The organism is Geodermatophilus sp. URMC 61, from assembly GCF_052931555.1.
Window position 1 is genome coordinate 5,212,029 of the sequence record NZ_JBRFHZ010000002.1, and the last position, 13,452, is coordinate 5,225,480.

At 73.9% G+C, this 13,452-nt stretch carries 14 protein-coding genes; 9 read left to right on the forward strand and 5 right to left on the reverse strand.

The window, feature by feature from the left end; genetic code table 11:
- Positions 1-16 precede the first annotated feature (16 nt).
- The 3 genes from fliD to ACU610_RS24435 all read right to left on the reverse strand — a co-directional run bounded on the left by fliD (position 17) and on the right by ACU610_RS24435 (position 3,787).
- Entirely contained in the window at positions 17-1,342 is a 1,326-nt protein-coding gene (gene fliD / locus ACU610_RS24425) for a flagellar filament capping protein FliD (protein ID WP_446770278.1), read from the reverse strand.
- Positions 1,343-1,467: 125 nt separating this feature from the next.
- Complete coding sequence (locus tag ACU610_RS24430) at positions 1,468-2,643, reverse strand: flagellin N-terminal helical domain-containing protein (protein WP_446770279.1); 1,176 nt, start codon at positions 2,641-2,643, stop codon at positions 1,468-1,470.
- Positions 2,644-2,773: 130 nt separating this feature from the next.
- A complete protein-coding gene (locus ACU610_RS24435) occupies positions 2,774-3,787 on the reverse strand; it encodes a sigma-70 family RNA polymerase sigma factor (RefSeq protein ID WP_446770280.1) in 1,014 nt (337 codons plus the stop codon).
- A gap of 170 nt (positions 3,788-3,957) precedes the next feature.
- Between ACU610_RS24435 and ACU610_RS24440 the strand changes: the two genes are divergently transcribed.
- From ACU610_RS24440 to ACU610_RS24480, 9 genes are all read left to right on the forward strand, one after another.
- Positions 3,958-4,443 carry a flagellar protein FlgN gene (locus tag ACU610_RS24440; protein ID WP_446770281.1) on the forward strand — a complete coding sequence of 162 codons (486 nt, stop codon included), beginning with the start codon at positions 3,958-3,960 and terminating at the stop codon, positions 4,441-4,443.
- Between the two features lie 73 nt (positions 4,444-4,516).
- The gene (flgK, locus tag ACU610_RS24445) at positions 4,517-5,989 is read left to right on the forward strand and encodes a flagellar hook-associated protein FlgK (RefSeq protein WP_446770282.1); all 1,473 of its coding nucleotides are present in this window, start codon (positions 4,517-4,519) and stop codon (positions 5,987-5,989) included.
- Positions 5,990-5,993: 4 nt separating this feature from the next.
- Positions 5,994-6,899 (forward strand): flagellar hook-associated protein FlgL, encoded by a 906-nt coding sequence (flgL, locus tag ACU610_RS24450; protein WP_446770283.1) that lies wholly within the window; start codon positions 5,994-5,996, stop codon positions 6,897-6,899.
- Positions 6,896-7,300, forward strand: a complete 405-nt coding sequence (gene fliW, locus ACU610_RS24455; protein ID WP_446770284.1) for a flagellar assembly protein FliW — start codon at positions 6,896-6,898, stop codon at positions 7,298-7,300. The genes flgL and fliW overlap by 4 nt, the downstream gene beginning before the upstream one ends.
- A 71-nt stretch (positions 7,301-7,371) precedes the next feature.
- Positions 7,372-7,689 (forward strand): carbon storage regulator CsrA, encoded by a 318-nt coding sequence (gene csrA, locus ACU610_RS24460; protein WP_446770285.1) that lies wholly within the window; start codon positions 7,372-7,374, stop codon positions 7,687-7,689.
- Between the two features lie 201 nt (positions 7,690-7,890).
- The gene (locus ACU610_RS24465) at positions 7,891-8,349 is read left to right on the forward strand and encodes a hypothetical protein (protein WP_446770286.1); all 459 of its coding nucleotides are present in this window, start codon (positions 7,891-7,893) and stop codon (positions 8,347-8,349) included.
- Between the two features lie 135 nt (positions 8,350-8,484).
- Positions 8,485-9,585, forward strand: coding sequence for a flagellar biosynthesis protein FliA (locus ACU610_RS24470; RefSeq protein WP_446770287.1), 1,101 nt, complete (start codon positions 8,485-8,487; stop codon positions 9,583-9,585).
- Positions 9,586-9,721: 136 nt separating this feature from the next.
- A complete protein-coding gene (locus ACU610_RS24475; RefSeq protein ID WP_446770288.1) occupies positions 9,722-10,066 on the forward strand; it encodes a hypothetical protein in 345 nt (114 codons plus the stop codon).
- Positions 10,063-10,821 (forward strand): hypothetical protein, encoded by a 759-nt coding sequence (locus ACU610_RS24480; protein WP_446770289.1) that lies wholly within the window; start codon positions 10,063-10,065, stop codon positions 10,819-10,821. The genes ACU610_RS24475 and ACU610_RS24480 overlap by 4 nt, the downstream gene beginning before the upstream one ends.
- Positions 10,822-11,029: 208 nt before the next feature.
- Here the strand turns inward: ACU610_RS24480 and ACU610_RS24485 are convergent, their stop codons facing one another.
- Complete coding sequence (locus ACU610_RS24485) at positions 11,030-13,042, reverse strand: NlpC/P60 family protein (RefSeq protein WP_446770290.1); 2,013 nt, start codon at positions 13,040-13,042, stop codon at positions 11,030-11,032.
- A gap of 113 nt (positions 13,043-13,155) precedes the next feature.
- A complete protein-coding gene (locus ACU610_RS24490; protein ID WP_446770291.1) occupies positions 13,156-13,416 on the reverse strand; it encodes a hypothetical protein in 261 nt (86 codons plus the stop codon).
- Positions 13,417-13,452 lie beyond the last annotated feature (36 nt).

The following is a 13,452-nucleotide window of genomic DNA, read 5'->3' on the forward strand; positions in this document are numbered from 1 at the left end:
GCGGCGGTCGTCAGCTTTAGCTGGACAGTGAGTTGAGCTGCCCGGCCAGCCAGGTGGACTGGTTCTTCATGCTGCTGAGTGCCGTCTCCATGGCGGTGAACTGCCGGGTGAGCGTCTGCTTGCGCTGGACGAGACGCAGGTCCCAGGCGTCGATCCGCTTCTGGATGTCCTTGACCAGGTCGTCGCGGCCCTTGGCGAGGCTGGTCAGCGTGCCGGTGGTGGTGTCGGTGGCGGCCTTCGCGAGGTCGAACACCCGCTGGGCGACCCCTTTCACCGCGGCCTCACCCGCCGTGGCCGGCTTCCCACCGACCAACCGCTGCACCAGTGCGGGGTCCGCCTTCAGCTTCTCCAGAAACCTGGCTTCGTCGAAGACGACGCTGCCGTCCTTCTCGAGCCGGATCCCGGCGCCCCACGGTGAGCCGTCGTCGCCCACCGCGTCGGACACCTGGGTCCGGACACGGCTGGCCAGGCTGATGAGCCCGGAGTCGCCCTTGAGGACGGCGGTCGGCCCACCGGTGGCCGACGTGTAGGTCTTGATCCCGCTGAGTGCGTTGTTGACGGCGTCGACCAGCGCCTTCACCTTGCCGGCGATCGCCTGCGGGTCGGCGGCGACACCGACGGTGACACCGTTCTCCACCTTGCTCACGGTGAGCGTGAGACCGGGCATCACGCCGGTGAAGGTGTTCGTCGGCGAGGAGATCTCGAGCGCCGTGGCCGTGGTCCCCACGGTGAGCTTCGCGTCGGCGCCCTTGCTGATGGTCGTGAAGGTTCCGCCGGCAGTCACCTCGAACGTCCCGGCCGATCCGGACTCGTCCGCGGTGAGCTGGAGGGCGTACTGGCCCGGTGCGACCTGGACCGAGCTGGCGGAGACCTTCACGGGGCTGGCGTTGATGGCCTTGATCGCGTCGTCGAGGGTGCCGGTGCCGCCGACGGGGATGGTCGTGGTGGTGGTCCCCACCTTGATGTCGATCGAGGTGAAGCGGCCAGGCGCGTCCAGCGCCACGCGGTCGGTGCTGGCGACGGTGTGGGTGGCCGCCAGCGCGGTGACGTTGACGGTGAGTGTGCCGGTTGCCGGGGTGCCGCTCAGAGAGGTCGTGACGCTGCTCGACGAGCTCGTCGCCTTTGCCGAGCTCCACAGCTCGGGCTTGGTCAGCGCCTCGGCGGCCGTGCGGACGGCGTCGAAGCGGGTGTTCATCCCCCGGTAGGCGTCGCCGGCGGCCTTCGTGGTCGTGAGCCGGGTCTGGAGCTGCGCCTTGGGAGCGCCCTCGGCCTGGACGAGCTGGTTGATGAGGCTGGTGGTGTCCAGCCCCGAGATCAGGCCGTCGACGGACATGCCAGCCATGAGGGCGCCTCCTGGTCGTATGGCGAGAAGTGGGGCGGAGCGCCAGTGAGGGGGGAGGCCCGTGGGCCTCCCCCCTCACCGGGTGGTGCTGTGTTCCTACTGCGTCAGCCGGTCCCTGGCGGGGATCAGCGGAGCAGCTGCAGGACGCCCTGCGAACCCTGGTTCGCCTGGGCCAGCATCGCGGTGCCGGCCTGGGACAGGATCTGGTTGCGGGTGAACTGCATCATCTCCTGCGCCATGTCGGCGTCGCGGATCCGCGACTCCGAGGCGGACAGGTTCTCGACCGACACGTTCAGGTTGTTGATCGTGTGCTCGAACCGGTTCTGCAGCGCACCGAGGCCGGCGCGGGCGGTCGAGATGTCGCGGATCGCCCCGTCGAGCTTGGTGATCGACGCCTGGGCAGCAGCGTTGGACGAGAAGTCCAGGCCGGCGGCCGCGCTGGCGACCGTGGTGCCGGTGGCGACGCCCGTGCCCGGAGCCGTGGTGGTGCCGATCGTGCCGCCGTCGAGCGACCGCACGTTGAGGGCCACACCCGCGCCGTTGGCGTCCTTCTCCACGGACACGCTGAAGTTGGCCGCGAAGTCCGCGTTGGAACGGAGCGCCTCGGCCAGCCCGTCGACGCTGTCGTAGGTGCCCGCTGCACCCAGGGTCACGGCGACCGTGCTGGTCACGCCACCCTTGGTCACCGTGAACGTCTGCGTTCCGCCAACCAGGTTCGGGTCGGCGACCGCGAACCGGGTGGCGTTGACGGCGAGGGCACCGGTCTTCAGGTCAGCGGCGATGGCCTCGACGTCCGCACCGCTGAGGTCGACCTCGATCTTGCTGCTGGTGTCCCCGTCGGCACCGACCTGGAAGTTGAGCTTCCCGGCGGCACCGGCGGAGCCGTCGAGCAGGTTGATGCCGTTGAAGTTGGTCGACTTGCCGATGCGGTCGAGCTCGGAGACGAGCTGGGTGGCCTCGGTGTCGATGGCTGCCCGCGAGTCGTCGTTGTTGCTGTCGTTACCCGCCTGGACGGCCAGGTCACGCAGACGCTGCAGGATCGAGTGGACCTCGGTCAGGGCGCCTTCCGCCGTCTGGACGACGGAGATGCCGTCCTGGGCGTTGCGGACGGCGACCTTGAGCCCGCCGACCTGCGAGCGCAGGCCCTCGGAGATCGCCAGACCAGCGGCGTCGTCAGCAGCACGGTTGATGCGGAAACCACTCGACAGCTTCTCCAGGCTCTTGGACATCTGGGTGTCCGTGGCCGAGAGGTTGCGGTACGAGTTCATCGCCGCGATGTTCTGGTTGATGCGCAGACCCACGGTGTTCCTCCTTGGAATCGGGTCGTTTCTCGTTCCCGCTGCATCCGTGCTGCGGGTGGTACGTGAGTGGTTACGGTCGGGAGCGGTCGGTCCTTGAGGCGAACTCCGGACTTTTTCGGTCCGGCCTCACTCAGGCGGGTCGTGCGGTGCCGCGACCGGTCGCCGTCACCCACGGGTTGCGGTGCGGGGGTACCGCCGCGGGCCACGAATGGGGGAGCGGCGGAGCCCCCGCCGGCGGGGCGTTGCGGGCGGCCACCCGGTCCACGTAGGAGCGCTGCTGGTTGCGCGCGCGCACACCGCCGTCGGCCGGCACCGTCCTGCCCTCCCACACCTCGCTCATCGCCGCGTGCAGCAGGGTCAGTGCGCGGGCGCGCATCTGCGAGACGCGCGAGAGCGTGACGCCGAGGTCGGCGGCGATGTCGGTCAGCGACTCGCCCCCGAAGAAGTTGCGCTCCACGACCTCGTCGAGCCGGTCGGGCAGCTGGCGGATCGCCTCCTGCAGGTACCGGGACCGCTCGCTGCGCAGCAGTGCCCGCTCCGGCGACTCCCCGGTGTCGGGGAGGTCGAGGGAGGCGCCGTCGGGGCCGGTCTCGGCGTCGATGCTCACCATGACGGCGCGGTGGACGTCTACCTGCAGCGAGTCCAGGTCGCTGGTCGCCATGCCGAGGCTCGCGGCGAGCTCCTCACGCGTCGGCGGGCGGCCCAGCTGGATGGCCAGCGCATCGGCCGCGGCGTCGGTGCGCCGGGCGGCGGCCCGCACCGAGCGGCTGGCCCAGTCGCCGGAGCGCAGCTCATCGAGGACGGCACCCTGCAGCCGGGCCAGCGCGTAGGTCGCGAACGACGCACCCGCGGACGGGTCGAACCGCCGGGCCACCTCGACCAGCGCCACGCGCGCGCAGGACAGCAGGTCCTCGCGGCTGACGTGTGCGGGCAGCGAGATGCGTGACGCGACCGCGTTGACCGCGAAGGCGGCCAGCGGCAGGTGCTCGGTGACCAGGGCGTCGAGGTCCCGGGGGGACGTGTCGGGGGAGGAGGTGTCCCGCGGCGCGGCCGGCCGGGCGGGCACGCCGGCAGCCGCGGCGACGGGGAGGCGCGAGGCGGAGGCACGGGACCGCAGGGTCGCCTGGGCACGCGATGGGCTCACGTCCCCCTTCTCGGCAGACCCGCGCCCGGTCGGCACCCCCTACTCGGCACGGACCCGTCCGGACTTGAGTGCCTCGGCTCAAGGGCCCACAGGGGATGCCGAAGGTGCTCGTGAGAACCCGCCGGCAGCACCGACGCCTGCCGCGGGGAGAGCGGAAGGACGGTGGGGGCGTGGACTTCCAGCACCTGTCGACGTTGCTGTGGCGCGAGCAGGAGCTGCTGGACCTGCTGCTGTTCAAGGCGGAGGAGAAGCAGTACCTGATCGTCACGGGCAAGACCCGCTGGCTGGCGCGGATCGCCCACGAGATCGAGGTCGTCCTCGACCAGTTGCGCACCCTGGAGGTGGAGCGCGCCGCGGCCACCGAGGTCCTGGCCACCCGGCTCGGAGTGGGGGCCAATCCGTCACTGCGGAAGCTCGCCGAGGCCGCGCCGGCCCCGTGGAACGACCTGTACGGCAAGCACCACGAGGCGCTCCTGGTGCTCGTCACCGAGCTGCGCGGCCTCTCCGACGCCAACCGCGAGCTGATCGAGGGCGGCCTGTCCGCCATCGGGGACGCCCTGCTGTCGGTCAAGGCGCCGTCGGCGGGCACCTACGGCTCGACCGGCCGCAGCGACGAGCGCACGCACCGCGCGGTCACCCTGGACGGTGCCCTGTGACCGAGCTGGCGAGGTCACAGCAGGGAGCCAGCGTGCCGCGAACGCGGACGACGAGCGCCGGCGAGGACTACAAGTGAGCTCCACCTTCGGCGGGCTGAACACGGCCCGGACCGCGCTGTGGGCTTCGCAGCGCGGACTGGACGTCACCGGCCAGAACATCGCCAACGTCAACACCGACGGCTACTCCCGGCAGCGCGTGGAACTGCGCGCCATGGGCGGCACCGCCGTCCCGGCGATCCACTCGGTGAGCAGCCCGGTCGGCAACGGCGTCGACGCCAGCCAGGTCCACCGCATCCGGGACGTGTTCCTGGAGCGGCGCGGGCAGACCGAGACGGCGCGGACTGCTCACCTCACCGAGGTGAGCAGTGCCCTGAAGAGCGTCGAAGCGGCACTCCGCGAGCCCGGCGACACGGGCCTGCAGAGCATGCTCGCCGACGTGTGGGCGGGCTTCAGCTCCGTCTCCAGTGCTCCGACCGAGGCCGGTGCCCGCCGGGAGGTGCTGGAGCGGCTGGACACGCTGGCCGCCGGCATGCGGACGACCCGCAACACCCTGGACGGCCAGTGGGTGCAGACCCGGGACGACCTGGTCACGCTCGCGGGCGACGTCAACGCCACGACGGCGTCCATCGCCGACCTCAACACCCAGATCCGTCAGGCCACCCTGGCGGGTCTGCCCACCAACGAGTTGTCCGACCGCCGCGACCTTCTGGTGATGGACCTGGCCGGGAAGATGGGTGCCACCTCCGTGGCCGCGGCGGACGGCATGGTCGACGTCATCGTCGCCGGCACCACGCTGGTCGCGGGCTCGTCAGCCCTCGGCCTGCGCGTCGCCGGGGTCGACGACCCCGACACGGTCGGCACCGGCGACGACCCGCGGCTGGTCACGGCCCCGGGCGGCACGACGCTCGCCGTGGGCGGGACCGCGGGCGGCCAGCTGACCGTGCTCACCGACACCCTGCCCCGCTACCGCCAGGCTCTCGACGAGCTCGCTCGCGACCTCGTGCAGGACCTCAACGCCGTGCACGCCGGCGGGGTCGACAGTGCCGGGGTGTCCCACGACGGCGGGTGGGACCTCGCGGGGAACAAGGGACAGGTCCTGCTGGACGACGGTTCGGGACTGGCGACCTTCGCGATCGCGAACGTCAACGCCGGCAACATCACGCTGCGGATCACCGAGCCCGGGGAGCTCGCCGCCGCGGCGCTGGGCAAGGACGAGCTCGGCGGCAAGGTCTCCGCGGACGGCCGCAACGCCGACGCGTTCTTCCAGCTGAGCCTGACCAAGGGCGGTGTGGACGCCGACTACCGGCAGCTCGTGGTCTCGCTGGGCGTCGAGTCCGCCGTCGCAGCGCGCGACCTCCAGGTGCAGACGGTGATCTCCACGCAGGTGGACGCCGCCCGCGAGTCCGTGTCCGGCGTCAACCTCGACGAGGAGATGACCAACATGCTGTCCTTCCAGCACGCCTACAGCGCGGCCGCCCGCATGGTGACCGCGATCGACGAGGCGCTGGACACGCTGATCAACCGCACCGGCGTCGTGGGGCGGTGACCTGATGCGCATCACCCACCGGGCCGTCACCCAGACCGCCCTCCTCGGCCTGAACACCAACCTCTCGTCCGTGGCGAAGCTGCAGCGGCAGCTGACCTCCGGGAAGCTGATCAGCACGCCCTCGGACTCGCCGACCGGCGCGAACACGGCCATGCAGGTGCGTCAGGACCAGCGGGCGGCCCTCCAGTACGCCCGCAACATCACCGACGGCCAGGGCTGGCTCGACGAGACCGACAGCAAGCTCCAGTCGATCGTCGAGCACGTGCACAAGGTCAGGGCGCTGACGGTGCAGGGCATGAACACCGGCGCAATGTCGGCGGCCTCCCGGGAGGCCATCGGTGTCGAGGTCGCCCAGTTGCGAGAGGCCATGCTCGGTCTGGCCAACGCCGGCATCAACGGCCGGCCGCTCTTCGGCGGCCCGACCACGGGGAGCGCCGCCTACGACGCGGCGACCGGTGGGTACACCGGCGTCGGTGGCGCCGACGACGTCCCCGTCCAGAAGATCATGCGGCGGGTGTCGGACTCCGAGGAGATCCGCATCGACATCACCGGTCCCGAGGCGTTCGGCACGCCGGGGGACACGGACCTCTTCGCCGTCGTCGACCGCATCGCCAGGAACGTCGTCGGCGACCCGGACGAGCTGTCGGCGGACCTGACGGCCCTCGACGGTGCTCTCGACCGGCTGCTGGACGTGACCGCTGCGGTCGGGGCGAGGGCAGCCCGGATGGATGCGTCCGCACAGCTCAACGCGGACCTGCAGTTGACCCTCACCGGCCAGCTCGAAGCGGTCGAGGACATCGACCTGGCCAAGACGATCATGGATCTCAGCCAGGCCGAGGTCGGCTACAAGGCGGCGCTGCAGGCCACTGCCAAGGTGATCCAGCCCACGCTCGTGGACTTCCTGGCATGACGCTCTCGGTCGTCACGACCCTCCCGCTGCTCTCGATGACCGAGGCGCTGCCGGGCTTCCCGGGTCACCGCGACTACGTGCTGGTGACCGCCGACGGCGACGGCCGGCTGTTCTGGCTGCAGTCGATGGCACCGGAGGGCCCCCGCTTCCTCGCCATCGACCCGGGCAGGTACTTCCCGGACTACGCCCCGGCCCTGCCCCCGGCCGTGTGCGCGGACCTGGAGCTCGAGGACCCGGCGCAGGCGCGGCTGTACTGCCTGGTCACGGTGCCGGCCCAGGGCCCGGCCGCGGCCACGGCCAACCTGCGGGCCCCCCTGGTGGTCAACCCGGCCAACTGGCGCTCCGTGCAGGTCGTGCTGCTCGACGGATCGCATCCCATCCGGCGTCCCCTGCGCCGATAACCAGGACGGCGCCCCGGACCTGGGAACGCCACAGCCACGGACGGCCACCACACCCATGGAGGGGTTCTCTCGTGCTCACTCTCACCCGCAGCGTCGGCGAGACCATCCGCATCGGCGACGACATCGAGGTCCACGTCGTCGAGGTGCGCGGCGGCACCGTCCGCCTCGGCTTCAAGGCCCCCCGTGAGGTGACCATCCACCGCGAGGAGGTCTACCGGCAGATCGCCGAGGCGAACCTGCTCGCGGCCCAGGTCACCGCCGACACGCTCGGTGCGCTGGCCGCCTTCGCCCCTGCGACGGCCGACGTGTCGCGCGACGCCGCACCGGAGCCGGCGGCGACTACCGCTCCGGCTGGTCACGGGGAGGTCACGGAGGGCTCTGCCGGCTGACAGAACTGGCCGGGACGCGTCCCCCAGCCCTTGTGGACTCCTGCCGATCACCGCACCGGAGAGGCCGGGCGGTCGATCGACACGGGCAACACCTGCCGAAGAGATGCCCTGACATTGCGTATGGCACAGCGAGAGTTGTGCCGCTCACCGGGTGGTGGATGCGCCAGAGTTGCCCCAAGCACGTCACAGGGGGCGATCACGATGCAGCACAGCGTTATCACCGAGTCCGGCGACCAGGTCGCCACGGTCGTCGGCTCCGGCGCGGAGTCCGACGCCGTCGTCGTGCACGTGCAGCTGCGGCCGCGCCGGGGGTCCGCCCGCCGGTGCCTCGCGGCGCTGGCCGAGCTGGCCGGCGCGCACCCCGCGGTGTCCTTCACGCTGACCGGGCTGAGCAAGGACGACCGGGTCGTGCGCGTGACCGTCGGCGTGGAGCTCGGCCCGCGGGCCGCCGTCGCCCGCTTCTCGCCGCAGGCGCAGACCGCCTACGCCTTCGTCAGCTCGGTCTTCACCACGCTGTACGACCACATGCCGGTCTACACCGCGGAGCCGAGCGAGACCGAGCGCGCAGCGGCCGCCGACCTGATGGCCCGCCTCGCGGCCGACTCGGCGACCGAGGCCGTCGTCCCCGCCGCGCGCCGGTCCGAGCGGATCCCCGCCTGAAGCAGGACCCCGTCCTCCTTCCCGCTCGCACGCTCGCGGCGAGCCTCCGGACGGGCCGGCGAGATCCTGCAGGGGCCCACCCGTCCTCCTGCACCCGACGCGGCACCGTCTTCCCCACAGCGCCGAGGAGTCCCGGTGAACCAGCCCCTCCCCACCTCCGTCGACGACACCCGCGCCACCCGTGGCCGCGAGCCACTGGTCTTCGGTGGCATCCCCGAGGCCGAGGGTTGGGCCCTCGCCCCCATCACCCCCCGCGACCGGGTCCACTTCCGGACCGACCACGAGCTGGCGCTCGGGGAGTTCCGCAGCGAGCTGCCCGGCGGGGTGACGGTCAGCTACGACCAGGGTGAGGGCCTGTACCGCGTCGACGGCGCCTGCGGCACCGCCTCCGTGCTCGCCGAGTGGGTCAAGGCCTGGTGCGCCGGGCGGGGGACGGCGACCGTGGGGTTGCGCGCGGAGACCGACGTCCGCCGCCGTGCGCCGCGCGACCTGCCGCCGGCCTTCCTCGACGAGCTGTGCCGGCACTACCTCCCGGTCAGCCTCAAGCGGCTGCAGCGCAACTCGAGCACGCTGCGGCTGCACGTGCCCGACCCCGACGACCTCACCCAGCAGGTCAGCGAGTGGATCCTCAAGGCGGTCGCGCAGTACGACGAGACCAAGGGCGTGCCCTTCGGCGCCTTCCTCGCCACCCAGCTGTCGAAGTGGGTGCACGACCTGGGCCGCAACGCCCACGGCCGCACCGCCGCCGACACCGAGAACAAGCAGCAGAAGGCGATCGCCGCCTTCCTCGCCGAGCACCAGCGGCGGCCCAGCGAGAAGGAGCTGGCCGCGTACATGGGGCAGAGCGTGGCGACGCTGCGCCGCAACTCGCAGACGGTGGCGACCCTCAACGGGCTGCGCAACCTGCAGTCCCTGGACGGCGTCGGCCCGGACGGCACCGAGATCATGCTGCCGGACGCACACGAGGCGCCGGACGAGATCATGGGGGAGGCCGAGCAGACCCTGCTGTCGCACGCGCTGACCGCGGCCTGCGCGCCGGACCCCGACGCACGGCCCGACCAGCGGGCCGGTCAGCCCAACGTCCTGGGCTGGGCGACGTGGTACCTGACCACCTGGGGCGGTCGGACCAAGACGCAGCTGTCGGCCGACCTGGGGACCTCGGTGCGCAACATGAACGTGCACGCCGACCGCGTCGAGCGGGCGCTCAAGACGCGCCTGGCCGAGCTCGGGGACTGATCCGTTCCATCCACGGAAATGGGGCCGGCCCGGGTCGAACACCGCGCCGGCCTGCCGATATCACCGGTGTGAGACAGCGCAGGGGAGCCCGCCGCCACCGCCGTGCGGCGCTCACCCGGGCCGCGGCGGGTACGCGGTGAGCGCCCTCCCCTCGGGCGGCCCCGTGCCCGACGTCCTGGTCCCGCACTGGCTGACCGCCGCCCACCGGGAGCAGTTGGCCGCCGTCGTGCGCTCCGCCCTCGCGGACGAGGCGCTGCACCCGGTGGCCGCCATCCTCCTCACCGACGTGCTGACCGAGCTGCACGTGGCCGCGGCGCGCGACGCCGTGTGGCCCTCCTCCGCGGCCCGCGTGCGCCGGGTGACCGGCTGGGCCGCCGACGTCCTGCCGGTGCGGCTGTCCGCCCGGGAGCTCTCCAGCGTGCTGACCCTGCCCGAGCTCGCGCCGGCGCTGCGCACCGCGCTGTGCCAGGACCGTCCGTGAGCGGGGGCCTCTTCGCCGCCTCCGGGCTCCTGCAGCGGCTCCGGTCGGTCCCGGTGACGGTGGCCGACCTGCGGCGGACGGCCGAGGAGGTGCTGCCCGCACTGGCCACCGGCCGGCTGCGCGTCACCCTCACCGACGACCGGGTCGACGGCCCGGTCGTGGTCCTGGAGGAGGACGAGCGCCGGGTGCGCACGCCGCTGCGCGACCTGGCCGAGGACATGACCCACGCCCGCGTCGGCTCGACGCCCGAGGAGCTCGCCACCGCGCTGACGGCGTGGGTGCACGACCGGCCCGTCCCCGACGCGGTGGCCGCCGAGACCGGCGTCGCGGCGCTCGACTGGACCGACCGCACCGAGACCGCGGTCGGTTGGCGCGTCGTCGTCCGCCGGGGGGACCGCGCGCTGCCGTGGACGCCGTCGTCCGGCCTGGACCGGCGCGCCGTCGAGCGGGTGCGCGTGGCCGCCGGGGAGCGCGCCGCCGCCGTCGGCGGCCAGCTGCGGGTGGAGGGCCCGGTCGCCCTGTGGACGCACCCCGAGGTGCCGACGCTCGCCTCCGCCGTGCTCGCCGCGCCGCAGCTGCTCCTGGACCGGATCGCCGCGGCCGGGCTGGACCTGCACGACCCGCACGTCGTCGTCACGCCGGACTCGCCGCTCGCCTGCGCCGGTGCCGCCGTCGCCGCACGGCTCGCCGGGGAGACCGGCGAGGCCTGCCAGCGCCTGCCCTGGCGCCAGGTCGCCCGCCTGCGCTGGATCTGACGAAGGACCTCCTGCCCCCACCGCTCGCCGGCTGCACGGAGGACCCACCGGGTCACCCCGCCCAGGGGCACCTCCGGCCGGTGTGCGTCCGCGGCACGATCGCGGCGCAGAGCCCGCCACCGGCGCACACCACCGCCGCGCCGCGAGGCCGCTCCTGGGTCCCTCGCGAGCCCGCGAGGACGCTGCCACCGCGGGAGAGGGTCCTCGTTCAGACCAGGTGGCCGAACTCCCAGTGCCACGGCTCCGGCTTCTCACCGTCCTGCCGCGCCCATTCCGGCTGCACGAACCCGAACCGGCCGGCGTTGGCCGCCATCCAGGCCGACTGCGCCGTGCCGGCGACGTTGATGCCGCCGCAGAGGTCCACCGCGAGCGCCCAGCCGTGGTTCGACGTCCCGGGCACGGCGGCCAGCGCCGGCTTGGCGCGGAAGGCGGTGACCTGCGCGCCCAGCGACCGGTACGAGTCGGTGATGCACAGCGGGCTGCCGAAGGCCGCACGGTAGGCGTCGGCCAGGGCCGCGTAGCCGGCGGCGGCGTCGCAGCGCAGGGCGTGGCCGCGGGCGATCGGACACAGGGCGGTGGTCGGGATCCGGCCGTTCGCCCAGCCACCCCAGGCGGGGCTCACCGGGCCGACCGGAGCGGGCGGGGCGCCACACGCCCCGCGTCCGGCCGTGCCGGCCGGCAGCGCGGGGTTCGGCTGCATCGGGGCGGGCAGGGTGACCCGGACGGCGGCGACGCCGTCGGCGACGGGGCGGACGCCGACCTGGAAGCCGGCGGCCGACGCGGCCACGACCTGGTCCTCGCCGAGGTAGATGCCCACGTCGCTGCCGCCGTCGGCGAAGACGAGGTCGCCGACCTGCAGCTGCGCGAGCGGGACGGCGGCGCCGTGCGTCCACTGGTCGCCCGCGGCGGTCGGGATCGCGTACCCGGCGAGCAGCCAGGAGGTGGCCGCCAGGCCACCGCAGTCGTAGGCGTCCGGGCCCGTGCCACCGGGCACGTAGGGCTTGCCCAGCTGGGCCAGTGCGGAGCTGACCGCGGCCACCGTCTCGGCCGGCAGCACGGTCACCGGGCGGTTGCCGGCCACGGCCCAGGCGACGCCCGGGACGGGCTGTCCGGTGCCGTCGAGCGCGGCGGACAGGCCCGCCGGCAGCGCCGTCGGGTCCGCGAGGGCCGCCGCGGGTGGCGGCACGATGCCGGCGAGCGCCAGCCGGGTGAGGTGGTCCTGCCAGCGGCGCAGCGCCTGCTGGTTGACGTCCTGCTGGGCGGCCGCGGCCCGGCCGGTGCCCAGCGCGGCCAGCTGGACGGCCACGTCGGTCCGTAGCCCGCCGACCTCCGCGCGCACCTCGTCGAGGACGGCGGCGGCCTGCGCCTGCACGGTCGCCAGGGCGGCCTCGGCCACCGCCACGCGGCGGGTGGCCAGCGTCAGGTCGACCGCGGCGCGCTCGGCCCGGACGACGTCGGCCTCGAGGTCCCGCGCGGCGCGCTCGGCGATCGCGGTTAAGTGGAGGACGCCCGGGGCGGTCTCGGCCGCGTGCACGTCGAGCGTCACGAGGGGGGTGCGCGCCTCGACCGGCGACCGGTAGAGCGCGGCGGCACCCGTGCCGACCGTCGCGCGCGCGGCGGCCACCTGCTGCTGCGCGGACTGCTCCGCGGCGCGGGCCGCCGCCAGCTCGGCCTGCCGGGTGGCGAGGGACTGCTGGAGGTCGCGGTAGCGGGTCGCGGCGTCGAGCATCCTGCTCTGCGCGGCGAGGGCGAGCCCCGCCACGTCGGTCGGTTCCGCGGCGGTGCCGGGCACCTGGGCGCCCGGGGCCACCAGGCCGGCCAGCACGGGCAGCACGAGGCCGAGGGCCGCCAGCGACAGCCGCACCCGCCAGCGGCGGCCGTCGGCGGCGGGCAGCCAGCGACGAGTGGGCGCCCGGCGGGCCGAGGTCTTCCGCCGCCGCGTACGGCTCGTGCGGCCCCGGGTGCCGGAGGCCGGACGGCGACCGGAGGCCGGGCGCCCGGAGGAAGGGGGACGGCGGGCCGGCGCGGTGCCGTCCCCGGCCGCGGCGGCGCGGGCGGCGAGCACGGCGCGCAGCGCCTGCGCCTGCTGCGCGGTCAGCGGCGGGCGGGCGGTGCTGCTGCGGGTGGCGGCGCTCCGGCTGCCGGCGGGACGGGCGCCGGTGCGGGCGGGGGCGCCCCGGCCGGCGGTGGTGCGAGGGGCCGTCGTGCGTGGTGCGGGCACTGCGGGTCCCCCGGGCTGCTCGTCCTACGTGGCCGGCTCCGCGGGGTCCCGCGGTGCGCTCAGACCTCGTATCGACGTGGCAGGGGAGTCCCCGGAGGGAGGGGGAGGCGGTCTCACCCCTCCGGGTGAGGGTGATCCGCAGGTGGTACCCGATCGGCGTACACGCCCGCCGGCGGTGCGGTGCGCTCGGCCGGCGGCCACCAGGCGCCGTGGTGGTGCTCGAGCGGGATGCGCAGCTCCTCGCCGTCCTCCGTGGAGACGACCAGCTCCACCCGGCTCACCCGGCGGCCGGAGCCGCCGACCTGCACGGCCCCACCCGTCGCCAGCGGCACGGGCGGCAACACCAGGTCGTCCTCGGGTGGGGACTCGGCCATGGGACTCCCTCCCGGGACGGTCGCGCGGACGGACGT

What these genes read in the sequence shown, in the direction of transcription:
- ACU610_RS24490 (WP_446770291.1), bottom strand. Translation starts at nt 13,416, where the DNA reads ATGGCCGAGTCCCCACCCGAGGACGACCTGGTGTTGCCGCCCGTGCCG.
- fliD (WP_446770278.1), bottom strand. Translation starts at nt 1,342, where the DNA reads ATGGCTGGCATGTCCGTCGACGGCCTGATCTCGGGGCTGGACACCACC.
- flgL (WP_446770283.1), top strand. Translation starts at nt 5,994, where the DNA reads ATGCGCATCACCCACCGGGCCGTCACCCAGACCGCCCTCCTCGGCCTG.
- ACU610_RS24465 (WP_446770286.1), top strand. Translation starts at nt 7,891, where the DNA reads ATGCAGCACAGCGTTATCACCGAGTCCGGCGACCAGGTCGCCACGGTC.
- fliW (WP_446770284.1), top strand. Translation starts at nt 6,896, where the DNA reads ATGACGCTCTCGGTCGTCACGACCCTCCCGCTGCTCTCGATGACCGAG.